A 23,730-nucleotide genomic window follows, 5' to 3' on the forward strand; every position below is an offset into this window, starting at 1 on the left:
AATATGCCAAACAATCCCATCCCCGTGATCGCCATCGACGGCCCGACCGCGTCCGGCAAGGGCACGGTCGCGTCAAAGGTCGCCGAGCGCCTGGGCTTCCACCTGCTCGACTCGGGCGCCCTGTACCGCCTGACGGCGCTGCAGGCGCTGCGCCGCGGCCTTGAGTTGCGCGACGAGCACGGCATCGCCAAGCTGGCCGAGCACCTGCCGGCACGGTTCAATGGCGATGACATCTTCCTGAACAACGAGAACGTCACCGCGGCGATCCGGGCGGAGGAGGTCGGCAATATGGCATCGAAGATCGCCGCCCTGCCGACCGTCCGCCAGGCCCTGTACGGCCTGCAACTGGGCTTCCGCGAGACCCCCGGCCTGGTGGCCGACGGGCGCGATATGGGCACCGTGATCTTTCCCGGCGCGAAACTGAAGGTGTTCTTGACGGCAAGCGTCGAGGCACGGGCTCAGCGGCGATATAAGCAATTGATTGACAAAGGATTTTCTGCTAATATGGACGATCTGCTGAAGGATTTGAAGGAACGAGACGAGCGCGACACCAAGCGCGCGATCGCTCCCCTGGTCCCGGCAGAGGATGCGCACCTGCTCGATACCTCGAACATGACGGCTGCGGAAGCGGTCGAACAGGTGTTGGCGTGGTATGCGCATCCGTGAGTTTTGAAGGGTACTAATACTTTCGCAAATCGTCTTCTCTGCCACTGGCAGTGAAGACTTCCGGCGAAGGCGCAAACCATGCCACTGGCATGATTTGCTCCAAGTCCGATGAGTCGCCGTTGGCTCGAGTCATCGCCGCAGCGACTGCGTTGAGAAACTTGGTCCCGGCCTTCGCCGGGACGACGTGCAGGGGAGAGTGGGCAGAATGACATTCTCACTGCGCGGCGTCCTTGTTGGTGCCTGCAAAAGCAATTCCGCTTTCGCAGGTGTGTTTCAACCTAACCCCAGTTCAGTCCGCACCATTGCCGGCCTGCTGGGCTAACCTGAGTAATAACCTTTATGTCTACTGCAACCAATCAAGATACCGGTATGGAAAGCTTTGCCGCCCTGTTCGAGGAGTCGCTGTCGCGTCAGGACATGCGTTCGGGCGAAGTCATTTCGGCTGAAGTCGTGCGCCTGGATCACAACTTCGTGATCGTCAACGCCGGCCTGAAGTCGGAAGCTTTCATTCCTGTCGACGAATTCAAGAATGACCAGGGCGAACTGGAAGTCCAGATCGGTGACTTCGTTTCCGTGGCCATCGAATCGCTGGAAAACGGTTTCGGCGATACCATCCTGTCGCGCGACAAGGCCAAGCGCCTGGCATCGTGGCTGGCTCTGGAAAAAGCAATGGAGTCGGGCGAGATCGTCACCGGCACCGTGAACGGCAAGGTCAAAGGCGGCCTGACCGTCCTGACCAACGGCATCCGCGCATTCCTGCCGGGTTCGCTGGTCGACACCCGTCCGGTCAAGGACACCACCCCGTTCGAAGGCAAGACCCTGGAATTCAAGGTCATCAAGCTGGACCGCAAGCGTAACAACGTCGTCCTGTCGCGTCGCGCCGTCATCGAAGCATCGATGGGCGAAGAGCGCGCCAAGCTGATGGAAACCCTGAAAGAAGGCACCGTGGTCACCGGCGTCGTCAAGAACATCACCGACTACGGCGCGTTCGTCGACCTGGGCGGCATCGACGGCCTGCTGCACATCACCGACCTGGCATGGCGTCGTGTGCGTCACCCGTCGGAAGTCCTGTCGGTTGGTCAAGAGATCACCGCCAAGGTCCTCAAGTACGATCAGGAAAAGAACCGCGTCTCGCTGGGCGTCAAGCAACTGGGCGACGATCCGTGGACCGGTCTGTCGCGTCGCTACCCGCAGGGCACCCGTCTGTTCGGCAAGGTCACCAACCTGACCGACTACGGCGCGTTCGTGGAAGTCGAGCAGGGCATCGAAGGCCTGGTGCACGTCTCGGAAATGGACTGGACCAACAAGAACGTGGCTCCGAACAAGGTTGTCCAGCTGGGCGACGAAGTCGAAGTCATGGTCCTGGAAATCGACGAAGAGCGTCGCCGTATCTCGCTGGGCATGAAGCAGTGCAAGGCGAATCCGTGGGACGACTTCGGCATGACCCACAAGAAGGGCGACAAGGTCAAGGGTTCGATCAAGTCGATCACCGACTTCGGCGTGTTCATCGGCCTGCCGGGCAACATCGACGGCCTGGTGCACCTATCGGACCTGTCCTGGACCGAAGCCGGCGAAGAAGCCGTGCGCAAGTTCAAGAAGGGCGACGAGCTGGAAGCCGTCGTGCTGGCAATCGACGTCGAGCGCGAGCGTGTCTCGCTGGGCGTCAAGCAGCTGGAAGGCGACCCGTTCAACAACTTCGCTTCGCTGAACGACAAGGGCACCCTGGTCACCGGCACCGTGAAATCGGTTGAGCCGAAAGGCGCCGTGATCGCGCTGAACGAAGAAGTCGAAGGCTACCTGCGCGCTTCGGAAATCTCGCGCGACCGCGTGGAAGACGCCGGCACCCACCTGAAAGTGGGCGACAAGGTCGAAGCCCTGGTCATCAACATCGATCGCAAGGCTCGCAGCATCCAGCTGTCGATCAAGGCGAAAGACAATGTCGAGACCCAGGAAGCAATGAGCAAGCTGGCAGCCGACAACAGCGCCGCTTCGGGCACCACCAGCCTGGGCGCACTGCTGAAGGCCAAATTCGACAACAAGGGCTAATCACCTTTTCGAGGCGACCAGATGACCAAGTCCGAGCTGATCAACCGCCTGGCTGAGCGTTATTCTCAGCTGGTGGCGAAAGATGCCGAGTTTGCCGTCAAGACCATTCTCGATGCAATGACCAACGCCCTGGCGACGGGCCAGCGCATCGAGATCCGCGGTTTCGGCAGCTTTGCGCTGAACAGCCGGCCCCCGCGCATCGGCCGCAACCCGAAGTCCGGCGACAAGGTGATGGTGCCCGAAAAACGGGTGCCCCACTTCAAGCCGGGCAAGCAGTTGCGCGAGCGGGTGGATGCGATGGTTGGGCAACCAATCATTGAAGACTGAAGTCGTCTGCGCAAGCGGACAAAAACGGCGTCCCCTCGGGGCCGCCGTTTTTTTTTCGTCCATGCATGCTTCAGCGCCACCTCGGCTTTTGCATATATCATGTTGGATATGCGACACTTCGCCTTTGTGCACTCATTTGCCTATCCAACCAGCGGGCACTGCTGATGAAATTTGTTTCGACCATCGCCGGCATCATCCTTTTTGTCCTGTTCTTCGGCTTCGCCCTGAAGAACACCCAGGAAGTCGACCTGCACTTCTTCCTCAACTACGAACTGCGCGGCCCCCTGGTGCTGATGCTGCTGGCCTTCTTCATCGCCGGCGCCGCCCTCGGCATCCTGGCCCTGACCCCGACCGTGTTCCGCCAGCGCCGCCAGACCTCGCAGCACAAGAACACCATCCAGGCCCTGCAGAGCGCCGCCGGCACCGGCAACGCCCAGCCGACGCCGGACGCCGTGAACCCGGCCCGCTGACCCCGCGGCGCCACATACAGAACAAGAACACATGGAATTCGAAATCTGGATGCTGCTCGGCATCCCCTTTTTCTTCGGCCTGGGCTGGATCGCGGCCCGCGTCGACATCAATGAACTGGTCTCCGAATCGCGCTCCCTGCCGCGCGGCTACTTCAAGGGCCTGAACCACCTGCTCAACGACCAGCCGGACAAGGCCATCGACGCCTTCATCGAGATCCTCAAGCTCGACCCGGAATCGGCCGACATGCACTTCGCCCTCGGCAACCTGTTCCGCCGCCGCGGCGAGACCGAGCGCGCCATCCGCGTCCACCAGAACCTGCTGGCGCGTCCCGACCTGCCCGGCGAGCAGAAGGCCCATGCCAGGTACGAGCTCGGCATGGACTACCTGAAGGCGGGCCTGCTGGACCGCGCCGAGGAAACCTTCAACCTGCTGGTCGACACCACCTACGCCGTGCAGGCCCGCAAGGCCCTGCTGGAAATCTACCAACGCGAAAAAGAATGGCGCCGCGCCATCGACGTGGCCGTCGGCCTGCAGGAATCCGGCGCCGGCGCACGCCAGAAGGAAATCGCCCAGTTCTACTGCGAGCTGGCCCAGGACGCTTTGGTGCACCTGCCGCCGGTTGAGGCCATGGCCCTGCTGGACAAGGCCCTGCAGGCCGACCGCTCCAGCGTGCGCGCCACCATCCTCTACGGCGACGCGCAGCTGGCCCAGGGCGACACCGAGGCCGCCCTGATCACCTGGCGCCGCGTCGAGCAGCAGAGCGTGCCGCACGTGGCCCTGGTGGCCGGACGCCTGATGGACGGCTACCGCAAGGTCGGCCGCCCCCAGGAAGGCGTGAACCTGCTGCGCGCCTACCTGGCCGAAGCGTCCTCGATCGACCTGATCGAGGTCGTGTTCAAGGCCGTCATCGAACTCGACGGCGTGGAAGCTGCCAAACAGCTGGTGATCGAAGAGCTGCGCCGCAACCCGACCCTGCTGGGTCTGGATAAATTGCTGGAAGCGCGCCTGATGGACGCCCCGACCCACGTCTGGGAAGAGCTGTCGATGGTGAAGAACCTGGTGCAGCGCTATACCCAGAAGCTGGCCCGCTACCAGTGCAGCCACTGCGGCTTCAAGGCGCGCCAGTTCTACTGGCAATGCCCGGGTTGCAGCCGCTGGGAAACCTATCCGCCGCGCCGTACCGAAGAACTGAATGTGATGAACTGAGCAAGATGAGCAACCTGACCCCGAGCCGCCTGCTGGCGGCAGACAGCTTCCGCCGCGAGGCGGCTCCCAACCTCGCCAGTGTGCGCCTGCTCGTCGTGGGCGACGTGATGCTCGACCGCTATTGGTTCGGCGACGTTTCCCGCATCTCGCCGGAAGCCCCGGTGCCCGTGGTGCGCATCGAGCGCCGCGAAGAACGCCTGGGCGGCGCCGCCAACGTGGCGAGGAATGCCGCCGCCCTCGGCGCCCACACGGGCCTGCTGGGCGTGACCGGCCAGGACGAGGCGGGCGACGAAGTCGAGAAGCTCCTGGCGGAAAGCAAGATCCACAGCTATATGAAGCGCGACGAGGCGAACTCGACCATCATCAAGCTGCGCGTCATCGGCCGCCAGCAGCAGATGGTGCGCATCGACTTCGAGGACGCGCCGAGCGAGACCGTGCTGCGCGACAAGCTGGATCAGTTCAAGGCCCTGCTGCCCGACTACGACGTCGTGATCCTGTCCGACTACAACAAGGGCGCGCTGGTGAACGTGGCCGAGATGGTCAAGGCCGCGCGCGCGGCCGGCAAGATCGTGCTGGTCGACCCGAAGGGCGACGATTTCGCTCCCTATACGGGCGCCAGCATCCTGACCCCGAACCGCTCGGAACTGCAGCGCGTGGTTGGCGGCTGGAAGACGGAAGAGCAACTGACGGAAAAGGCCCAGCGCCTGCGCGCCGAGCTGGGCCTGATGGCCCTCCTGGTGACGCGTTCGGAAGAGGGCATGAGCCTGTACAGCGAGAAGGAAGTGCTGCACGTGCATGCCGACGCGCGCGAGGTGTTCGACGTCTCGGGCGCGGGCGACACCGTGATCGCGACCCTGGCCGCCATGCTGGGCGCGGGCGCGCCGCTCGACGAAGCCCTGGCCACCGCCAACCGCGCGGGCGGCATCGTGGTCGGCAAACTCGGCACGGCGACCGTCACCCGCGAGGAACTGTTCCCCGCTTGAGCTCGCTCAAGCCCGGGCCGTCAACGGCGGCCCGGCTTCTCCGTTAGGGCAAGGATGGCCGGCGCTCGCTGGTCATCGTCCTAAAATCACGGAGAACAAGCACATGATCAAGAAACTGGTATTTGCTGTTGCCGCGCTGGTCGCCTCGACCGGCTTCGCCTTCGCCCAGGTGGACGTTAACAAGGCCGACGCGGCCGCGCTGGACGGCGTCAAGGGCGTGGGGCCGAGCATGTCAAAGATGATCCTGGAAGAGCGCGCCAAGGGCGAGTTCAAGGACTGGGGCGATTTCCAGGACCGCATCAAGGGCATGAAGGGCAAGAAGGCCATGAAGCTGTCCGATGCGGGGCTCGTGGTGAACGGCAAGCCGATGGAGGCTGGCATGGCCAAGCCGGCGAAGGCGGAGAAGGCGGCCGCCAAGAAAGAGGCGAAGGACAAGCCGGCCGAGCAGAAAGCGGCCATGTAATCGACAGCAGGAGGAACCCGCGGAAACGCGGGTTTTGTGTTTCCACGCCTGTTTTGTAGCGAACAGGATACGGTCATTGTTTTATATGTATCGCATCTACCGCTCTGCGTTAATTCGTTGCCTATATGGAATACACTAGCGAGCTTGTACAGGTTCGGTAGGTGGACAATGAAGCGGGATGGAGCGGTTGCGCTGCTGCGCAAGGAGTTGGGGCGGAAAGAGAATGCCCGTTTTGGCCGTCTCTACGGCAAGCGCCGCCCTGTGAAGGCTGCCACTATCAGCCTGGTCCTGCTGGCCTGCCTGGCGGCAGCCGTGATCCTGGTCTGGAGCCTGCTTCACGCACGCGCGCTGGAACTGGCCAACGCCAGGATCGCTGCCTCGAATACCTCGCTGACCCTGGCCACCCAGGCCAACTCCTCCTTCAACGTGGCCGATACCGTGCTGGTGTCCCTGGTCGACAAGATCGAGGCGGAAGGCTGGTCCGAGCTGAACGTCGACCGCCTGCGCACCCTGATGGCCAAGCAGATGGCTCATCTGCCGGCGCTGCAGGGCCTGTTCGTCTACGATGACACCGGGCGCTGGATCGCCAATTCCTCGGGACGCAAGTTCGACGGCCGCAACAACTCCGACCGCGCCTATTTCCAGTATCACAAGCATTCGCGCGACCGCGGCGTGCACATCGGCAGCCCGATCATCGGCCGCACCAGCGGCGCCTGGGTGTTGCCGGTGTCGCGCCGTATCGAGCATCCGAACGGCAGCTTCGCCGGCGTGGCGCTGGCCACGATCCGGATCGACTTCTACCGCAAGATCTACGAGCGCCTCGACCTGGGCCCCGACGGCGAGGTCCTGATGACCCTGAACGACGGCACGCTGCTGCTGCGTTCGCCCTTCGACGCGCGCGAACTCGGGCGCAATATCGCATCGAGCCCGGTCTTCCTGCAGCAGGCCAGGCAGGGCTTCGCGACGCGCACCTCCGTGGCCGAGCACGACGGCGAGGCGCATATCGTTAGCCACGCCCGCATCGGCGCCTATCCGGTCGGAATAACGCTGCTGCAGGACCAGGATGCCGTGCTGGCGGGCTGGCGCCATTCGGCCATGTTCGCCGGCACGGCCCTGCTGCTCCTGATCGCGGGCCTGCTGCTGCTCGGCCGCCGCGTGGTGCGCCAGGTGAACCTGCGCGAGCAGCTGGAGGGCGAGCTGCTGTCGACCAAGGCCCATCTCGAGACAGCCAATACGGCCCTCTCGACCATGGCCTACATCGACGGCCTGACGGAACTCTTCAACCGCCGCTACTACGAACTGGCCCTGGCGCGCGAGGCGGGGCGCGCCAGCCGCAATGGCGCCTCGCTCGCCGTGCTGATGCTGGACGTCGACTTCTTCAAGAAATACAACGACCGTTATGGCCACCAGGCTGGCGACTCCACCCTGAAGGCGGTGGCCCAGTCGATCCAGCGCGGCCTGCGCCGCAGCGGGGACCTGGCGGCCCGCTACGGCGGCGAGGAGTTCGTCGTGATCCTGCCCGATACCGACCTCGCCGGCGCGCGCGAAGTCGCGGAAACCATCCGCGTCGCGCTGCAGTCCCGCGCCATCCCGCACGCGGATTCTCCCCTTGGCGTGGTCACCGTCAGCATTGGCATGTGCGCCGCGGTGCCGGCGAGCGCCGAGGGCGGGGCAGACCTGGTGGCCCAGGCTGACGCGGCACTCTATCGCGCCAAGGAGGCGGGCAGGAACTGCAGCGCCAGCTGAGAGCGCCGCAGCGCTCAGGCAGCTAGACGCAGGCGTCCGCTCGCTTCGTGGCCGAGCGCCGCCCCGGCCGGCTGGGAGGCGAGGCGGAACACCGCCACCGAGGCGGCCAGGGTCACCGCCTGTTCGCGCATGGTCTCCGAGGCCGCTGCAGACTCTTCCACCAGGGCGGCGTTCTGCTGCGTGACCGCATCCATCTGGCCGACGGCCTGGCTGATCTGTTCGATCCCGGCGGTCTGTTCGATCGCCGCGGTGCTGATCTCCCCCATGATGCCCGTCACCTTCTCGACGCTGGCGACGATATCGGCCATGGTGCTGCCCGCTTGCGCCACCAGGGCGCTGCCGCCCTGGACCTTGGCCGAGGAGTTGCCGATCAATTCCTTGATCTCCTTGGCAGCAAGGGCCGAACGCTGCGCCAGGTTGCGCACCTCGGTGGCCACGACCGCGAAGCCGCGTCCTTGTTCGCCGGCACGGGCCGCTTCGACGGCCGCGTTGAGCGCCAGGATATTGGTTTGGAAGGCGATGCCGTCAATGACGCCAGTGATCTCGCCGATCTTGTCGGCCGAGCTGCGGATTTCATCCATCGTTGCCACCACCTGGCCGATCACGGCGCCGCCCTGGCGCGCGATACTGGAGGCGTTATGGGCCAGTTCGTTGGCCTGGCGCGCGTGGTCGGCGCTCTGGCGCACGGTCGAGGTCATTTCTTCCATCGAGGAGGCGGTCTCTTCCAGCGCGCTGGCCTGCTGCTCGGTGCGGCTCGAGAGATCCTGGCTACCGGCCGCCACTTCATTGGCCGCGGTCGCGATGGTCTCGGTACCCGCGCGGACCATGCCAACGGTGCGGGCCAGGCTTTCGTTCATGGCCTTCAGGGCGGCGAGCAGCTGGCCGGTCTCGTCGCGGGTGTCGACGTCGATCGTGCTGGTCAGGTCGCCGGCCGCCACGGTGTTGGCCACTTCCAGTGCGCGCCGTACCGGCTTCACGATCGAGCCGGTAATGGCCCAGGCGACGACGCCGGCAAACATGAGGGCGAAGGCGCCGAGCGACCAGGTAAGCAAGCGCGACTGGGTGTAGGCCGTGGCGGCATCGTCTGCAGCCTGGCCGGTCAGGGTCTTCTGGAAGCCGATCAGCTCCTTGGCCGCGCCTTTCAGGCGGCCGAGGATGGGACGCAGCTCATTGGAGAGGAAGGCGCGCGCACTCTCGAGGTCGCCGTCGTTGACGAACTTGACGATCTTGTCCTGGCCTGCGACGTACAGGGCATTTTCCTGCTGCATCTGCGCCAGCAGGGCGCGGCCTTTGGGCCGGTCCAGCGTCCGGTCGAAATAGGCCAGCGTCTTGTCGACGCTGGCGCGGGCCTCCAGTACCCGCTGCACCTGTTGGGCGCGGTCGGCCGGATCGGCGGACAGCATCACGTTGCGCAGGGCGATCGCGATGTCGTTCACGTCGGAGAGCAGCGCCTGCGCCGCTTCGATGCGCGGCATGCGCTCCTCGACGATGGTGTCGCTGCTGGCCTTCATACGGTCGAGCATGATGCTGCCGACGAGGGCCATGAGGACGAGCAGCGCGCCGATGATGCCGAAAGCCACCGCGAGGCGCTTACCGATGGAAAAATTTGCCAATTTCATATTCATGTCTTGTTCAAGGTTGTTGCTGAGATGTGCACAGCCGGCAGCAGGACATTCCTGCCGTGGACAAGCTTGCTGACCGGGAGAGGTGGGATGGACGACTCGTGGAACGGTGGTTGAAGCAGGGCTGGCTACGAAATCAGTCTAGCAAGGCGTGTACCGGCGCGTGGTTGACCTGGATCAAATTTAGGTGATGTAAAGAAACTTTGCGACAGACATGCTACGCGTCGCTTTGCATTTGTGTATTGACTGACATTAAGCAAGCCGCATGAGAAGATGTGCATGTCACATTGCACACCATGACTAGAAAGGTACGCATGCCTCACGCCCGCATCTCTTCCTCACTGCTGGCCGCCTTGCTCGCCACCGCCGCGTCCGCAAGCGCCGCGCCGGCCGCGCCGGACCTGACCCGCCAGCAGCCGCAAATCAAGAAAATCCTCGCCGAAATCTCGCCCAAGCGCATCGAAGGCTACGTCGCCAAGCTGGTGAGCTTCGGCACCCGCCACACGATGTCGGAAACGGAATCCGACACCCGCGGCATCGGCGCGGCGCGTCGCTGGATCAAGGCCGAGCTGGAGCGCTGCGGCGCCGGCAGCAATCTGCAGGTGTCCTTCGACAGCCACATTGCCCCGGTCTCGGCGCGCATCTCGCGTCCGACCGAGATCGTCAACGTGGTCGCCACCCTGCCGGGCAGCCAGGATGCCTCGAAGGACCGCATCTACGTCACCAGCGGCCACTACGATTCGCGCGTGTCCGACGTGATGAACTACACCGCCGACGCCCCCGGCGCCAATGACGACGCCTCGGGCACGGCGGCCGTCATGGAACTGGCGTGCGTGATGTCGAAATACAAGTTCGACGCGACCCTGGTGTTCATGGCCGTGGCCGCGGAAGAGCAGGGGCTGCTGGGCGCCCGCCACTGGGCGACCCAGGCGCGCCAGAAGAATCTGAACATCGCCGGCATGTTCACCAACGACATCATCGGCAGCTCGCGCGCCGACAATGGCAAGGTGGACAACAAGCAGGTGCGCCTGTTCTCGCAAAGCATTCCGGCGACCAAGGAAATGAGCGAGGCCGTGCGCCAGCTGGTGGCGACCGGCGGCGACAGCGATTCGCTCTCGCGCCAGCTGGCCCGCCACACCAAGGAGCAGGGCGAGCGCTACGTGAAGGACTTCAAGGTGTCCGTCATCCACCGCGCCGACCGCTACCTGCGCGGCGGCGACCACATGCCGTTCCTGGAGCAGGGCTATGCCGCGCTGCGCTTCACGGAGCCGGCGGAAGACTTCTCGCACCAGCACCAGGACCTGCGTACCGAAAATGGCAAGGTCTATGGCGACCTGATCGAGTTCAATGATGTTGACTACATCGCCAAGGTGACCCGGGTGAACGCCGCGGCGCTGGCCTCGCTGGCCCTGGCCCCGGCGGCGCCGCAGCAGGTCAAGCTGCGCACCGACAAGCTGACCAACGATTCGACCCTGGTATGGCAGGCGAATCCCGAACCGGACGTGGCCGGTTACCGCATCGTCTGGCGCGAGACCACCGCCGCCAACTGGCAGGGGTCGAAGTGGGTCGGCAACGTCACCGAGGCCACGGTCGACCTGTCGAAGGACAATGTGTTCTTCGGCGTGCAGGCGGTGGACAAGGACGGCAACGTCAGCGTCGCCACCTATCCGATGCCGCAGCGCTGATCCGGCAGCAGCACGGACCGGCCTCGCCTCGAGGCCGGTCCCGTACGCCACCTTGCGGACCGGATTAGAATAGCGGTTTAGAAAATCGCGAAAGAGCAAGGAATGGCTTACAAGACCATCGAAGACACAATCGGCAACACCCCGCTGGTGCGCCTGGTGCGCCTTCCCGGTGCGGATGCGGCCGCCCGCAACAACGTCATCCTCGCCAAGCTCGAGGGCAACAACCCGGCCGGCTCGGTGAAGGACCGCGCCGCCATGTCGATGCTGCGCGGCGCCGAGGAGCGCGGCCAGATCAAGCCGGGCGACACCCTGATCGAAGCCACCAGCGGCAACACCGGCATCGCGCTGGCGATGGCGGCGGCGATCCGCGGCTACAAGATGGTCCTCCTGATGCCGGACAACCTGTCCATCGAGCGCCGCCAGAGCATGGCGGCCTATGGGGCCCAGATCATCCTGACCCCGAAGTCGGGCGGCATGGAGTACGCGCGCGACATGGCCGACCAGATGCAGAAGGACGGCCAGGGCATCATCCTCGACCAGTTTGCCAATGGCGACAATCCGCGCGCCCACTACGAGACCACGGGTCCCGAGATCTGGCGCGACACCGATGGGCGCGTGACGCATTTTGTCAGCGCCATGGGCACCACCGGCACCATCATGGGCGTGTCGCGCTACCTGAAGGAACAGAACGAGTCGGTCCGCATCATCGGCGCCCAGCCGGAGGAAGGTTCCTCGATCCCCGGCATCCGCAAGTGGCCGGAAGCCTACCTGCCGAAGATCTACGAGAAGGCGCGCGTGGACCAGGTCGAACAGGTGAGCCAGGCCGCGGCCGAACAGATGGCGCGCCGGCTGGCGGCGGAGGAGGGCATCTTCTGCGGCATCTCGGCGGCCGGCGCCTGCGAAGTGGCGCTGCGCATCTCGCAGACCGTGGAGAACGCAACCATCGTCTTCATCGTGTGCGACCGGGGCGACCGCTACCTGTCGACCGGGGTATTCCCGGCCTGATCCGCAAGCGGCGTCGCGGGCGGCGAATGCGCAAACGAAAAAGCCATCCCGAGGGATGGCTTTTTTGCTGGTGCGGCGACGCCCGGATCGAAACAATGTCCCGGTAACAACATCACAGACAGCAGGGCGCCGGGCCCTGCGGCGCAGCGAAGGGCGATTACGCCTCTTTCGGTGCGGCGCCTTCTTTCGGCTTGAACTGCTTGTCGCTGATGCGGAACTTGGCGCGGCGGTCGCCCATGAGATAGCGCAGGTCGCGGATCGACAGGTCGCTGACTTCATGCATGCGGATCAGCAGCGAAGCGCCGACCGGCAGGCGGTGGTGGCGGATCTTCGAGATCACCGGCGGCGCCACTTCCAGGGCGCGCGACAGTGCTGCGTCGTTCTTCAGGCGGAGGTTCTCGATCAGGGTGTCGAGCAGGCGATTCGGGTTGTACTGCAGGAGTTCATCGGACTCCGAATCGCTGTTCATGTCGATGCCGACTTGGTTTGTCATGATTCAATATCCTATTTTTGGGTTGGACGGAGCCCCATGCGGCGCCCGGCTCCAGACTGGTAATTTCGTAATTTTCTATTCAATTGTACAACTAATTTCTTATCTGATACTTAATGGTAATAAGAATCAGGGTCTTCCCTTCAGAATTGTTGTCTCATCGCAACAATAGCCGCAATGCAATTCTCTCACAAACTCACGGAAATGGTTATTATTTTTTGGTCAATCAAAAGTGTAGTGTGAACGCGGCTTTGATGCCGCACGGTATGAAAACCGCTGACAGAATAATAAGAAAACAGGGGGTATAAGGGCCGCGCAGATGTTTCTATGGAGAATCTACGGGATAAGGATGCATACACCTGGGGGGTATGCAGAAGAAGTGGTAGCTTTACGACAGGGGAGGACGGGGCAGTCAGTTACAAATCGATACAAACTTTCCCGTCCGGCAATGCTTACTCAGCCCGCGCCGCACCCGCTGCACGGCCGAGTTCGATCACCGACATGGCATAGAAGTAACTGCGGTTGTATTTGGTGATGGCAAAGAAGTTATCGTTGGCGACCCAGTACTCGGTCGCCTCGGCGCCGTTCTGCAGATCGACCAGGCCATAGAGGCGCTCGCTTGGGAGGCTGGTCGCTGTCGTCACGCCTGCCGCGCGCAGTTCCTCGGGGCGCAGGGTGGCGGCCAGGCCGCGCTCCAACAGCGGTTCCCAGGCCTGGTTCGGCGACACGTCGGCGGCGAACACCGGGCTGCCGCGGTGTTCCGGGTTCCAGCCGTGCTGGATCAGGAAGTTGGCCACGCTGCCGATCGCATCCTCGGAAGAATTGCGCAAGTCGATCTGGCCGTCCTTGTCGAAGTCGACGCCGAATTTCAGGATATTCCCGGGCATGAACTGCGGCATGCCGACCGCGCCGGCGAAGGAGCCCAGCAGCGAGAACGGGTCGAGCTTGTGCTCGCGCGCGAACAGCAGGGTGTTGGCCAGTTCGCTGCGGAAGAAGGCCATGCGGCTCGCGCGGTTCGGGGTCTCCGGATAGGCGAAGGCGAGGGTGGCCAGGGTGTCCGGCACCCGGAACTTGCCGGTATCGCGGCCATAGATGGTCTCGATGCCGATGATGCCGACGATGATCTCGGCCGGCACGCCATAGGCTGCCTCGGCGCGCGCCAGGGCCTGGGCGTTCTCGTTCCAGAAGCGCACGCCGGCGCGGATGCGGATCGGCTCGATGAAGCGGTCGCGGTAGGCTTGCCAATTCTTCGGCTTGCCCGGCGGCGCAGGCTTCATGAGCTGCACCGCCGAGTCGATGAAGCGGGCCTGGCCGAACAGCGATTCCAGCTCGCTGCGCTCGAAGCCGTGCTGGGCGACCATCTCCTCGATGAACTCTCGCACCGCCTGCCATTCGAGGAAGTTGCTGTGCTCGCCGTCGTAGTCGATCACGGCCGCCGCCGGGGCGGCCTTGATCACGCGGGTGGACTTGATGGCGATGCGCTTGCCTGGTTTGGCCTTGGCCTTGGTCTTGCCGGCCTTGGCTTTCGAGGCCTTGGTCTTGCTGTGGGCGGGAACATCCTTCGCGCTCGCTGCGGCGCTTCCGATCGGGGAAAACGCCATGGCCAGCGCGGCAAGCAGGGGAACAAACGATTTCATCTAAGCTGTGACAATAGACTCTTCAAGGTGGCGGCCAGCTGCGCGGAAGCCTGCGGCTGGGGCGGCGCATAGCGCCAGGCGCTATAGCGGCGCAAGAACTCGACGGCGGCTTCGCGTGATGGCGGCGCCAGCTGTTGCGAGGCCGCGATCCGGGCCGCGTAGGCGGTGGGCCCTTCGTCCGCTGCGCGTGCCAGGCCCAGGTGGGCGAGGCGCTTGCATAGGACGGAGTATACCGCCTCGATAGGGTCAATTGCCTTGCGGCGATAGAAAATTCTGGCCAGCAGCAACATCAATACGCTAATGCTTGCCAGTCCGGCAAAGCGCCAGTCCGAAAGCAGGGATTGCAGGCTTTGCATCACCCCGGCCTGGCGTTCCGGCGTGTAGTTCAGCACCCACTGGTTCCAGCCGTTGTTGACCGCGCCGATCGCATTGCGCAGCTTGACCAGCAGGGAGTCTTCGCCGGCGCGGAACAGCGACAGTCCGCGCAGCGCATCGATGCCGAAGGGCGCCGGCGGCTGGACCGCGGAGGCCAGGTTGCGGCGCACCCGCTCGGGCGCCACGGCGGCCGTCGGGTCCACGCGCACCCAGCCGCGGCCGTGCATCCAGACCTCGGCCCAGGCATGGGCGTCGGACTGGCGCACCGTGACGAAACCGTCGATGGGATTGGGTTCGCCCCCCTGGTAGCCGGTGACCACGCGCGCCGGAATGCCGGCCGCGCGCATCAGGAACACGAAGGCGCCCGAGTAGTGCTCGCAAAAGCCGGCCCGGGTCCCGTACAGGAACTCGTCGACCGAGTGGCGGCCCAGCAGCGGCGGCTCCAGCGTGTAGCTGTAGGGCTGCTCGCGGAACTGGCGCAGCACGGCATTGACGCGATCCCTCGGATCGGCGAGCTTGCGCAGGGCCAGGCCCGCAGCCAGCGCCCGCGGGTTGTAGCCATAGGGGAGCAGCAGCCACTGGTTCGCTCCCGGCAGGGCGTCGCCGCCGTCGAGCGTGTAGTCCGGGTAGGAGGTCATCGCATAGCGCACGCGCTGTTCCAGGGCGCGGTCGCTGGTCAGCTCGATCTGGTGCGAGACCTGGCTGCGGTAGCCGTCGATCTCGGGCAGGTGGCCGGGCATGTCGAGCGTGAACAGCCAGCGGGTGTCGGAAGGCTCGAGGGTCAGTTCGTAGCGCACCGCTTCGCCGCGCACGCGCAGCGAGATATTGTCGAGGTCGGGCCGCGAACCGCCGCGCGTCCACGCGGTGCCGTCGAATGCGTCCAGCACCAGGCCGCGCCAGTAGAGTTTCGACTTGTCCGGCACGGGGCCGTCGAAGCGCACCCGGAAGGCTGGGTCGTCCGACATGGCCAGGTTCGACATCTGGCCCGGCGCCATGCGTTCCGACAGCCCCGACTTGCCGCTGCCGCTTCCGCCGGAACCCGGCATGCTCCACAGCGGGCCGCCCAGGCGCGGGAAGACGAAGAACATGGCGACTGCGACCGGCGCGGCGAATAGCAGCATCTTGCCGCTCATCGCCAGGCGCGCGCGCAGGGGCGGCACGGCGCCGGTGAACTGGAAGGAGATCTGGGTGGTGAGCAGGGCCAGCACCGCCGCCACTGTCAGGACCGCGGTGCCGATGCCCTGGGCGTAGAAGAAGTTGGTCAGCACCAGGAAGAAGCACAGGAAGATCACGACATACAGATCGCGGCGCGCGTGCATCTCCAGCATCTTGAAGGCGACCAGCAGCACCAGCATGGCCACGCCGGCATCGCGCCCGAGCAGGGTGTGATAGCTGAACTGCACCCCCGCCATCGCGCCGGCCGCGATCGGCAGCAGCACCAGGCTTGACGGCATGCGCTTGCCGCGCAGGGTGATGTAGCCGCGCCAGGCCAGGGTCGCGGCGCACAGCAGCGAGACCCACAGCGGCAGGTGGGCGGTGTGCGGCGCCAGCACCAGCACCGCGCTTCCGAGCAGCAGCAGGGTATCGGCCTTGTCGCGCGGGAGCGGCAGCGCGAACAGCGGCGGCTTGACGGCGTTTTTCATGCCGCCTCCAGGCCGTACAGGGCCAGCGCGCGCAGGCAGGCCGCCTGGTGGGCCGCGCCATTGGCGGCATCGTAGTGCAGCGCGCCCAGGCGGAAGGCGTAGGGCAGGGCGCGCTGTTCGGCGTCCAGCACCCAGCGCGTCATGCGCGACAGGCGCAGTTCCAGGTCGAGATGGGCGGGCAGGGTGGCGAAGTCGAGCACCAGTTCGTCGCCCGTCGCGCCTTCGAAATGCTTGGTCACGAGCTGGCCGCCCAGGCTGGGGTCGAGCCGCGCGATCTGGCGCCAGGCGAGCTGGCGCGGCGAGTCGCCGGCCTGGTAGCTGCGCACGCCGGCGAAGTCGTCGCGATTGTCCAAGGTCGGGCCCGCGCGCCCGCTGCCGCTTGCGCTGCCCGACATCGGCAGCGGCGGCGCGCCTTCTTCGGGACGCGGATAGACCAGGGCGCGCGCGGCCGGACGCCAGTAGCTCCAGGCGCGGTAAAGGCCCAGCGGGAAGCGGGTGGACAGCACCACGCGCGCCGGCTGCAGCCAGCCGCGTTGCGTGGTCGGCACGGCCAGCAGCACCGCCGCGCTGCCGTCAGGCTTGACGTCGACCACATGGCGCGGCTCCTTCACGTCGTCGAAGTCGATCCAGATGCCGTAGCGCGCCAGCTTCGTGCGGTTGCTCAGGTGGAGTTCGAACTGCGCTTCCTGGCCGGCGAAGACCTGGGGCATGCGGCCCTGCTGCAAGGCCAGGTGGGCCAGGTTGCGGTAGGTGAAGACCATGTCGACCAGGGCGCAGGACAGCGCCAGGAAGGTCAGGGCGAAGCCCAGGCCCAGCTGGTAGTTGATCGAACCGATGAGCAGGACCAGCAGCAGCACCGCGAAGCCGATGCCGGCGCGGGTGGGCAGGATGAAGACCCGGCGCTGGCTCAGCACCACCTCGCCCGCGTCCAGGGCACCGCGGCGCGGCAGCCACTTGCCGGTGCTGCGCCTCAGCCAGCCCCGAAAGCCGGCCCGACCCGCGCGCCCCGCGACCGCCATTAGACCGGCACCGATTTCTGCAGCTGCAGGACGAGGTCGCGGCTGGCCACGGCCATGCCCTGCGCCGAGCGCAGGGGACGCAGGCGGTGGGCGCAGACCGGCACCAGCACGGCCTGGATGTCCTCGGGGATGACGTGGTCGCGTCCTTCCAGCGCGGCCCAGGCGCGGCCGGCCTGCAGCAGCGCGAGCGCGGCGCGCGGCGACAGGCCTTCGGCGAACAGGCCGTTCTGGCGCGAGGCCTGGGCCAGCGCCTGCACATAGGTGACCAGCGAGGGCGAGGCGTGGATCTCCTTCAGCGCGCGCTGGGCCTGGGCCAGCTCGGACGGCTGCATTGCCGGCGCCAGGTGCCGCAGCATGGCGCGGCGGTCTTCGCCCATCAGCAGGGCGCGTTCGGCGGCGGCGTCCGGGTAACCCAGCGACAGGCACATCAGGAAACGGTCCAGCTGCGACTCGGGCAGCGGGAAGGTGCCGACCTGGTTGGCCGGGTTCTGGGTCGCGATGACGAAGAAGGGCTCGGGCAGGGCGTGGGTGACGCCCTCGGCGCTGACCTGGCGTTCTTCCATCGCCTCCAGAAGGCCGGACTGGGTCTTGGGCGTGGCGCGGTTGATCTCGTCGGCCAGCAGCACCTGGGTGAAGATCGGGCCGGGGTGGAACACGAAGCCGTTGGTCTCGCGCTCGTAGACCGAGATGCCGGCCACGTCGGCGGGCAGCAGGTCGCTGGTGAACTGGACCCGGTTGAACTTCAGGCCGAGCGAGATCGCCAGCGCGTGGGCGAGGGTGGTCTTGCCCACGCCGGGCAGGTCTTCGAGCAGCAGGTGGCCGCCCGCCAGCAGGCAGGTCAGGGCCAGCCGGACCTGCTGGTCCTTGCCGATGATGACCTGACCCACCTGGCGTGCGGCCGCATGTAATTGGTTGAACATAGATGGGTTCCAGTGATCCGTTCGGTGCGCAGTGCCGAGCAGGCCGGCGCGGCATCATGGTAGATTAGCGCCATTGGCAAGCTTTGTACTCCGTCGGCAACAAGCCTTCGCACCGATTCTATGCGAGATCGGCGACGAGGGTGCGCTATGGATGAGCAGGCACGGAGACCCCAGAACATGAGCACAGCAATCTACAGCCACCCCGACTGCCTGCGGCACGAGATGGGCGACTGGCACCCCGAGTGTCCCGAGCGCCTGCGCGCGATCGACGACCAGCTGATCCTGGCGCGCCTGGATGGCCTGCTCGAGCAGCGCAGCGCGCCGCTGGCCGAGCTCGAGGACGTCCTGCGCAACCACACGCCGGGCGCGGTGGCGCTGGTGCGCGACAACGTGCCGGCCGCCGGCGACTATTATCCGCTCGACGGCGACACCATCCTCTGCCACGACAGCTACCGCGCGGCCCTGCGCGCGGCCGGCGCGGCGGTGGCCGCGACCGACGCCGTGATCGCGGGCGAGGTCGACAACGCCTTCTGCTCGGTGCGCCCGCCCGGCCACCACGCCACGCCCACCGAAGCGATGGGCTTTTGCTTTTTCAATAACGTCGCCATCGCGGCGCGCCATGCGATGGAGGTGCACGGTCTCGAGCGGGTGGCGATCGTCGACTTCGACGTCCACCACGGCAACGGCACCGCCGACGCCTTCCGCAACGATCCCAGGGTGCTGATGGTGAGCCTGTTCCAGCATCCCTTCTATCCCTACTCGGACCCGGAACCGATCACGGCCACCAGCGTCAACGTGCCGGTGCCGGCGCTTGCCGACGGCGACACCGTGCGCAAGCTGGTGACGGACCTCTGGCTGCCGGCCCTGCACGCCCACCAGCCGCAGATGATCTTCGTTTCCGCCGGCTTCGACGGCCACCGCGAGGACGACATGGGCGGCATCGGACTGGTGGAAGCCGACTACGCCTGGATCACGCGCCAGGTCATGGCGGTGGCGAAGCAGTACGCGCACGGCCGCATCGTCAGCTGCCTCGAGGGTGGTTACGCCCTGTCGGCGCTGGGGCGCAGCGTGGTGGCCCACCTGAAAGTGCTGGCCGAGCTCGAATAAGCCCGCGCTTATCGCTTGCCTAGTCACGGAACTCAGCCGGCCGTCTCTCGTCTAACGATTTACAGTACACGGGCTGAACATGCGGCGCTGACAATGAAGAATAAGGGTCCTCGGCCCGCCTTTGCCGGAAGCGCAACAACCGTCACCAACTGAGCTTGGCATTGGAAAGTGAACATGTTGCTGGCGCACCGGATCAGGATTGACGCGAGTGCGGCCGAGCGTGACTATTTCTCGCGCGCGGCCGGTACTGCCCGTCGCGTTTGGAACTGGGCCCTTGGCGAATGGCAGCGCCAGGCCGCGCTGGGTTTGAGACCGAACGCGATGGCGCTCAAGAAGCAATTCAACCGCATCAAATACAGCGATCCCGCCTGGCTCGATGGCGACGGAAAGCCCTGGCTGCGTAGCATCCACCGCGACGCCCATTCGCAGCCTTTCTTGAATCTGGCCAAAGCTTGGTCGCGTTACTTCGACCAGTGCCATGATGGCCGTCCCGCTCGCCCACCTCGATTCAAGAAGAAGGGCCGCTGTGCCGACAGTTTCTATATTGCGAATGACAGGTTCCGTTTGGAGGGAATGAGCGCGGTGCTTCCCAAAGTCGGCAGGGTGAAGCTGCGCGAGGCGCTGCGCTGGCCGGGGAGGATACTCGGCGCGAGCGTGTCGCGCGAAGCTGGGGAATGGTTTCTTGCGATCCAGGTCGATGTGCCGGAGCAAGATGCGCGCCGGTCCCGCACCCGGGATGGGGTCGTCGGCGTTGACCTGGGGGTGACTAGCGCCGCAACCCTGTCGACCGGCGAAAAGATCGCGGCGCCACGCCCATTCGAGGCGGCGCTGCGACGCGTGCACATCCGCAGTCGCCGCCTCTCGCGCAAGCTGCAGATGGCCAAGATGGCGGTCGGAGTCGTGGGCCGGATCCCCAAGAACACCCGGTTGCCGGTATCGAAAAATCGAGGCAAGGTAGCCAACGCGCTATCACGCCAGCAAGCGCGCATCGCGCGGGTGCGCCGCGATTTTATCCACAAAGTGACTACTCGTCTCTGTCGCGAAAACCAAGCGATAGTGATCGAGGACCTGCACGTGAAGGGTATGTTGACCAATGCCCGCCTATCGCGCGTGATCGCCGATATCGGGTTTTACGAGATCCGGCGTCAATTGCAATACAAGGCGCTTCGCTACGGCACCGATCTGGTACTGGCGGACCGCTGGTACCCGTCCAGCAAGTTGTGCTCGAAGTGTGGCACGAAAAACGAAGATCTCGCCCTTGCGGAACGCAACTGGACTTGCGGCGTGTGTGGCACCGAGCACGACCGCGACGTGAACGCGGCGAAAAATCTGCAACGGCTCGCCACCAACGCCCTTGGGGCTGCAACGGCGCTACCCGTGGCGAGCCTGGCGGTAACGCTGGGCACTGCCGCCGGCCTGGCGCCGGCGGGAGGCGGGAAAGTCACGCCTGTCAGGTACGAGCACGGTCAGCAGGACGGTTCGGGGCAGGAAGAGAACGATGCGCATTGTCGTCAACGTTCTCGATAGCAGCTACCACTCGGTGGTCTTCATCCATGACAGCAAAATCAACGGCGACCGGGGCCGGATGCCGAATGGCAGAGCGAGGAGCGCAGCCGCTACCTGAACGAGTACGCGAAGGACCGCAATGCCGCGCGCGCCGCGCTGGCCGCCTTCGATCCGGGCCAGCCCTTGCCCCCCAGCGCCTGCGGCAGCAAGCCTTAGGAAGTGTGCGACACTTGCGCTTTTATCCCGCATCCTGTCGAGCACGCACATGCTGCATGATCCCGCACGCCACGAAACCCTGACACCCCTGGCCTGGAACGAAGAAGCCGCGCGCGCCGCGATCCGCCACATCGTGGCCCGGACCGAGGCCGCGTGCCGGGACGGACGCTACTGGCCGGTCCACCCGCTGGACCGCGAAGGGGAGGATCCCGACCCCATCGAAACGCCGCTGTACCACGGGGCGGCCGGGGTCGCCTGGGCGCTGCAGTACCTGGAGGATTGCGGCGCCGCGACGCTCGCGCAGGACTGGCTGGGTGGCTGGCGAGATCTCCTGGCAGCCAACCGCGCCTGGCTGGCGGCGAATGCGCCCGGCGAACAGGCATCCTGGCTGATGGGCGACACGCCGATCCTGATGATGGCCCTGCCGCGCCACCCCGAACTGGCCGGCGAGCTGGCGCGGCTGGTCGCCGCCAACCGGAGCCACCCGGCGCGCGAACTGATGTGGGGCGCCCCCGGCACGCTGCTGGCCGCGCTCTTCCTGCACGAACGGACCGGAGAAGCGCGCTGGGCCGCTTTGTACCGCGAGACGGCGGCCATCCTATGGGAGCAGCTCGCCTGGTCGGAGCAGCATGGCTGCGCCTACTGGGTCCAGGACCTGTACGGCCGCGAGAGCAGCTACCTGGACGCCGTCCACGGCTTCGTCGCGACCGCGGCGCCCCTCGTCAAGGGCCGCCACCTGCTTGACGCAGCCGATTGGCAGCGCTGGCAGGACTGCATCGCCAACACGGTGCGCAAGAGCGCGACGATCGAAGGCGGACGGGTGAGCTGGCGCCCGCAGCTCTTCGGGACGGAGCGGGAAAACGCCAAGAAGCTGCTGCAGTTCTGCCATGGCGCGCCGGGCTTCGTCATCACCCTGGCGGATTTTCCAGGGGGCGAACTCGACGACCTCCTGGCCGGCGCCGGCGAAGCCACCTGGGCGGCGGGCCCGCTGCGCAAGGGCTCCAACCTGTGCCACGGGACGGCCGGAAACGGCTACGCCTTCCTGGTGCTGTACCGGCGCACGGGTGAGCCGGCCTGGCTCGAGCGCGCACGCGCTTTTGCGATGCACGCCTTGAAGCAGTTCGAGCGCGACGCCGGGGAGTACGGCCAGCTGCGCTATTCCCTGTGGACTGGCGACCTCGGCCTTGCCATCTACCTGTGGGACTGCATCCGCGCCAGGCCGCAATTCCCGACGCTGGACGTGTTCTACGCTTAGAGGTTCTCAGAGCGGCAGGACAGGGAAGCGCTGGAAGAGGCAGGCGACGGCGATCAGTCCGCACAGGGTGCCGAACACGATCCAGCGCGTCAACGCAGTCTTGGGTGCCTGGTGCATGACAGTTCTCCGTGAAATGGGCGAAAAGTCCATTGTCGGGCCATCGGGCGCAGGATGCGTTGCAGAGGATCAACAGACCAGTGCGAGATGGGTCGCTTTGGCCGCCATGCGGCCATGCGGTTTCTTGCAGCGGCGGACGGCAGCGTAAAATAGCGCCTTGAATTGAAGATTACGAAAGCACAGCATGTCCATTCAATGGTTCCCGGGGCACATGAACGCGGCCAAGAAGGAAGCCGCCGAGCAGATGGAGAACACCGACCTGGTGATCGAAGTGCTCGACGCCCGCCTGCCCGAGGCGAGCTGCAACCCCCTGGTCGATGAACTGCGCAAGTTCCGCCAGCGTCCCAGCCTGAAAATCCTGAACAAGATCGACCTGGCCGACCCGGTCGCGACCGCCGCCTGGAAAGCCTACTACGAGGCCCAGGACGGCGTGACCGCCTACCCGATGACGACCAAGAAGCCGGCGGACGTGGCGCGCATCCCCGAGATCTGCCAGTCGCTGGCCCCGCACCGCGGCGTGCCGACCAAGCCGCTGCGCATCATGATCATGGGCATCCCGAACGTCGGAAAGTCGACCTTGATGAACGCGCTGCTGAAGAAACGCGTGGCCAAGGTCGGCGACGAACCGGCCGTGACGAAGACCCAGCAGAAGCTCTACCTCGGCAAGCACATCGTGCTGGTCGACACCCCGGGCATGCTGTGGCCGAAGATCGCCATGGCCAGCGACGGCCTGATGCTGGCGGCCAGCCACGCGGTGGGCTCGAATGCGCTGATCGAGGAGGAGGTGGCCGAGTTCCTGGGCAACCTGCTCCTGGAGCGTTATCCCCACCTGCTCACGGCCCGCTACGGCTTCAAGACCGAGGGGCTGGACGGCATCGCCGTGATCGAGAACGTGGCGGCGCGCCGGGGCTTCCGCGTGCGCGGCGGCGACTTCGACTACGAGAAGGCGGCCCACGTGCTGCTGCACGACTACCGCACCGGGGCGCTGGGCAGGATCAGCCTGGAGACGCCGGAGACCCGCGCGGCGGCCCTGGCGCAGCATGCGGCCGAGATGGCGGAGAAGGCGCGCATCGCCGAAGAGAAGGCGGCCCTGAAGGCCGAGGAAGCGATGCGCGGCAAGCGCGGGACGTGATTTTGTAGGGTGGACGGGGTAAATCCGGGCAATGCCCGGATTTACAAACGTCCGCGCGTTCAATTCACGGATGCAGTGTGGCGGCGCACGCCA

20 protein-coding genes are annotated in these 23,730 nt (G+C 65.5%); 14 read left to right on the forward strand and 6 right to left on the reverse strand.

The genetic code is table 11. The features are described from left to right. Positions 1–3: 3 nt before the first annotated feature. The 8 genes from cmk to NX780_RS23725 all read left to right on the forward strand — a co-directional run bounded on the left by cmk (position 4) and on the right by NX780_RS23725 (position 7,908). Positions 4–666 carry a (d)CMP kinase gene (gene cmk, locus NX780_RS23690; RefSeq protein WP_258830350.1) on the forward strand — a complete coding sequence of 221 codons (663 nt, stop codon included), beginning with the start codon at positions 4–6 and terminating at the stop codon, positions 664–666. Between the two features lie 339 nt (positions 667–1,005). Continuing rightward, on the forward strand, positions 1,006–2,712 hold the full coding sequence (gene rpsA / locus NX780_RS23695) for a 30S ribosomal protein S1 (protein WP_258830351.1): 1,707 nt from the start codon (positions 1,006–1,008) through the stop codon (positions 2,710–2,712). Between the two features lie 21 nt (positions 2,713–2,733). Beyond that, positions 2,734–3,039, forward strand: a complete 306-nt coding sequence (locus tag NX780_RS23700; protein ID WP_027864826.1) for an integration host factor subunit beta — start codon at positions 2,734–2,736, stop codon at positions 3,037–3,039. Positions 3,040–3,203: 164 nt separating this feature from the next. Then, positions 3,204–3,509 (forward strand): LapA family protein, encoded by a 306-nt coding sequence (locus tag NX780_RS23705; RefSeq protein WP_258830352.1) that lies wholly within the window; start codon positions 3,204–3,206, stop codon positions 3,507–3,509. 31 nt (positions 3,510–3,540) lie between these two features. After that, positions 3,541–4,716, forward strand: coding sequence for a lipopolysaccharide assembly protein LapB (lapB, locus tag NX780_RS23710; RefSeq protein WP_258830353.1), 1,176 nt, complete (start codon positions 3,541–3,543; stop codon positions 4,714–4,716). Between the two features lie 5 nt (positions 4,717–4,721). Further along, positions 4,722–5,699 carry a D-glycero-beta-D-manno-heptose-7-phosphate kinase gene (gene rfaE1 / locus NX780_RS23715; RefSeq protein WP_258830354.1) on the forward strand — a complete coding sequence of 326 codons (978 nt, stop codon included), beginning with the start codon at positions 4,722–4,724 and terminating at the stop codon, positions 5,697–5,699. A 103-nt stretch (positions 5,700–5,802) separates the two neighbouring features. Further along, complete coding sequence (locus NX780_RS23720; RefSeq protein WP_258830355.1) at positions 5,803–6,162, forward strand: ComEA family DNA-binding protein; 360 nt, start codon at positions 5,803–5,805, stop codon at positions 6,160–6,162. 168 nt (positions 6,163–6,330) lie between these two features. Beyond that, positions 6,331–7,908 carry a GGDEF domain-containing protein gene (locus NX780_RS23725; protein ID WP_258830356.1) on the forward strand — a complete coding sequence of 526 codons (1,578 nt, stop codon included), beginning with the start codon at positions 6,331–6,333 and terminating at the stop codon, positions 7,906–7,908. A 14-nt stretch (positions 7,909–7,922) separates the two neighbouring features. On the opposite strand, the gene NX780_RS23730 is transcribed toward NX780_RS23725, so the two are convergent. Next, positions 7,923–9,527, reverse strand: a complete 1,605-nt coding sequence (locus NX780_RS23730) for a methyl-accepting chemotaxis protein (protein ID WP_258830357.1) — start codon at positions 9,525–9,527, stop codon at positions 7,923–7,925. Positions 9,528–9,844: 317 nt separating this feature from the next. On the opposite strand from NX780_RS23730, the gene NX780_RS23735 reads away from it, so the two are divergent. Next, the gene (locus tag NX780_RS23735; protein ID WP_258830358.1) at positions 9,845–11,215 is read left to right on the forward strand and encodes a M28 family peptidase; all 1,371 of its coding nucleotides are present in this window, start codon (positions 9,845–9,847) and stop codon (positions 11,213–11,215) included. A 102-nt stretch (positions 11,216–11,317) separates the two neighbouring features. Continuing rightward, positions 11,318–12,220 carry a cysteine synthase CysM gene (gene cysM / locus NX780_RS23740; RefSeq protein ID WP_258830359.1) on the forward strand — a complete coding sequence of 301 codons (903 nt, stop codon included), beginning with the start codon at positions 11,318–11,320 and terminating at the stop codon, positions 12,218–12,220. A gap of 157 nt (positions 12,221–12,377) precedes the next feature. Here cysM and NX780_RS23745 read toward each other — a convergent pair whose 3' ends face one another. The 5 genes from NX780_RS23745 to NX780_RS23765 form a co-directional block, all read right to left on the reverse strand. Further along, positions 12,378–12,713: a hypothetical protein gene (locus NX780_RS23745; protein ID WP_036216124.1), complete on the reverse strand. Its 336-nt coding sequence runs from the start codon at positions 12,711–12,713 to the stop codon at positions 12,378–12,380. A gap of 449 nt (positions 12,714–13,162) precedes the next feature. Further along, positions 13,163–14,347, reverse strand: coding sequence for a lytic murein transglycosylase B (mltB, locus tag NX780_RS23750; RefSeq protein WP_258830360.1), 1,185 nt, complete (start codon positions 14,345–14,347; stop codon positions 13,163–13,165). Next, a complete protein-coding gene (locus tag NX780_RS23755; RefSeq protein WP_258830361.1) occupies positions 14,344–16,365 on the reverse strand; it encodes a transglutaminase TgpA family protein in 2,022 nt (673 codons plus the stop codon). Before NX780_RS23755 ends, mltB begins: the two co-directional genes overlap by 4 nt. Next, complete coding sequence (locus tag NX780_RS23760) at positions 16,362–17,384, reverse strand: DUF58 domain-containing protein (protein ID WP_258830362.1); 1,023 nt, start codon at positions 17,382–17,384, stop codon at positions 16,362–16,364. Before NX780_RS23760 ends, NX780_RS23755 begins: the two co-directional genes overlap by 4 nt. Beyond that, positions 17,384–18,304 (reverse strand): AAA family ATPase, encoded by a 921-nt coding sequence (locus NX780_RS23765; protein ID WP_258830363.1) that lies wholly within the window; start codon positions 18,302–18,304, stop codon positions 17,384–17,386. The genes NX780_RS23760 and NX780_RS23765 overlap by 1 nt, the downstream gene beginning before the upstream one ends. Positions 18,305–18,481: 177 nt before the next feature. On the opposite strand from NX780_RS23765, the gene NX780_RS23770 reads away from it, so the two are divergent. The 4 genes from NX780_RS23770 to ylqF all read left to right on the forward strand — a co-directional run bounded on the left by NX780_RS23770 (position 18,482) and on the right by ylqF (position 23,637). Beyond that, entirely contained in the window at positions 18,482–19,411 is a 930-nt protein-coding gene (locus NX780_RS23770) for a histone deacetylase family protein (protein WP_258830364.1), read from the forward strand. 174 nt (positions 19,412–19,585) lie between these two features. Continuing rightward, positions 19,586–20,938: an RNA-guided endonuclease InsQ/TnpB family protein gene (locus tag NX780_RS23775; RefSeq protein WP_258830365.1), complete on the forward strand. Its 1,353-nt coding sequence runs from the start codon at positions 19,586–19,588 to the stop codon at positions 20,936–20,938. Positions 20,939–21,182: 244 nt separating this feature from the next. Continuing rightward, positions 21,183–22,388: a lanthionine synthetase C family protein gene (locus tag NX780_RS23780; RefSeq protein WP_258830366.1), complete on the forward strand. Its 1,206-nt coding sequence runs from the start codon at positions 21,183–21,185 to the stop codon at positions 22,386–22,388. A 301-nt stretch (positions 22,389–22,689) separates the two neighbouring features. Then, positions 22,690–23,637, forward strand: coding sequence for a ribosome biogenesis GTPase YlqF (gene ylqF, locus NX780_RS23785; RefSeq protein WP_258830367.1), 948 nt, complete (start codon positions 22,690–22,692; stop codon positions 23,635–23,637). The last annotated feature ends 93 nt before the right edge of the window (positions 23,638–23,730 follow it).

Source organism: Massilia agri, from assembly GCF_024753255.1.
GTDB classification, from domain to species: Bacteria; Pseudomonadota; Gammaproteobacteria; order Burkholderiales; family Burkholderiaceae_D; genus Telluria; species Telluria agri.

Bases quoted from the DNA above. Each gene is read 5' to 3' on its own strand.
- lapB (WP_258830353.1), top strand. From the start codon at position 3,541: ATGGAATTCGAAATCTGGATGCTGCTCGGCATCCCCTTTTTCTTCGGC.
- NX780_RS23705 (WP_258830352.1), top strand. From the start codon at position 3,204: ATGAAATTTGTTTCGACCATCGCCGGCATCATCCTTTTTGTCCTGTTC.
- NX780_RS23725 (WP_258830356.1), top strand. From the start codon at position 6,331: ATGAAGCGGGATGGAGCGGTTGCGCTGCTGCGCAAGGAGTTGGGGCGG.
- NX780_RS23735 (WP_258830358.1), top strand. From the start codon at position 9,845: ATGCCTCACGCCCGCATCTCTTCCTCACTGCTGGCCGCCTTGCTCGCC.
- mltB (WP_258830360.1), bottom strand. From the start codon at position 14,347: ATGAAATCGTTTGTTCCCCTGCTTGCCGCGCTGGCCATGGCGTTTTCC.
- ylqF (WP_258830367.1), top strand. From the start codon at position 22,690: ATGTCCATTCAATGGTTCCCGGGGCACATGAACGCGGCCAAGAAGGAA.
- NX780_RS23770 (WP_258830364.1), top strand. From the start codon at position 18,482: ATGAGCACAGCAATCTACAGCCACCCCGACTGCCTGCGGCACGAGATG.
- NX780_RS23775 (WP_258830365.1), top strand. From the start codon at position 19,586: ATGTTGCTGGCGCACCGGATCAGGATTGACGCGAGTGCGGCCGAGCGT.
- NX780_RS23760 (WP_258830362.1), bottom strand. From the start codon at position 17,384: ATGGCGGTCGCGGGGCGCGCGGGTCGGGCCGGCTTTCGGGGCTGGCTG.
- cysM (WP_258830359.1), top strand. From the start codon at position 11,318: ATGGCTTACAAGACCATCGAAGACACAATCGGCAACACCCCGCTGGTG.
- cmk (WP_258830350.1), top strand. From the start codon at position 4: ATGCCAAACAATCCCATCCCCGTGATCGCCATCGACGGCCCGACCGCG.
- rpsA (WP_258830351.1), top strand. From the start codon at position 1,006: ATGTCTACTGCAACCAATCAAGATACCGGTATGGAAAGCTTTGCCGCC.
- rfaE1 (WP_258830354.1), top strand. From the start codon at position 4,722: ATGAGCAACCTGACCCCGAGCCGCCTGCTGGCGGCAGACAGCTTCCGC.
- NX780_RS23720 (WP_258830355.1), top strand. From the start codon at position 5,803: ATGATCAAGAAACTGGTATTTGCTGTTGCCGCGCTGGTCGCCTCGACC.
- NX780_RS23700 (WP_027864826.1), top strand. From the start codon at position 2,734: ATGACCAAGTCCGAGCTGATCAACCGCCTGGCTGAGCGTTATTCTCAG.
- NX780_RS23745 (WP_036216124.1), bottom strand. From the start codon at position 12,713: ATGACAAACCAAGTCGGCATCGACATGAACAGCGATTCGGAGTCCGAT.
- NX780_RS23780 (WP_258830366.1), top strand. From the start codon at position 21,183: ATGCTGCATGATCCCGCACGCCACGAAACCCTGACACCCCTGGCCTGG.
- NX780_RS23730 (WP_258830357.1), bottom strand. From the start codon at position 9,527: ATGAAATTGGCAAATTTTTCCATCGGTAAGCGCCTCGCGGTGGCTTTC.
- NX780_RS23765 (WP_258830363.1), bottom strand. From the start codon at position 18,304: ATGTTCAACCAATTACATGCGGCCGCACGCCAGGTGGGTCAGGTCATC.
- NX780_RS23755 (WP_258830361.1), bottom strand. From the start codon at position 16,365: ATGAAAAACGCCGTCAAGCCGCCGCTGTTCGCGCTGCCGCTCCCGCGC.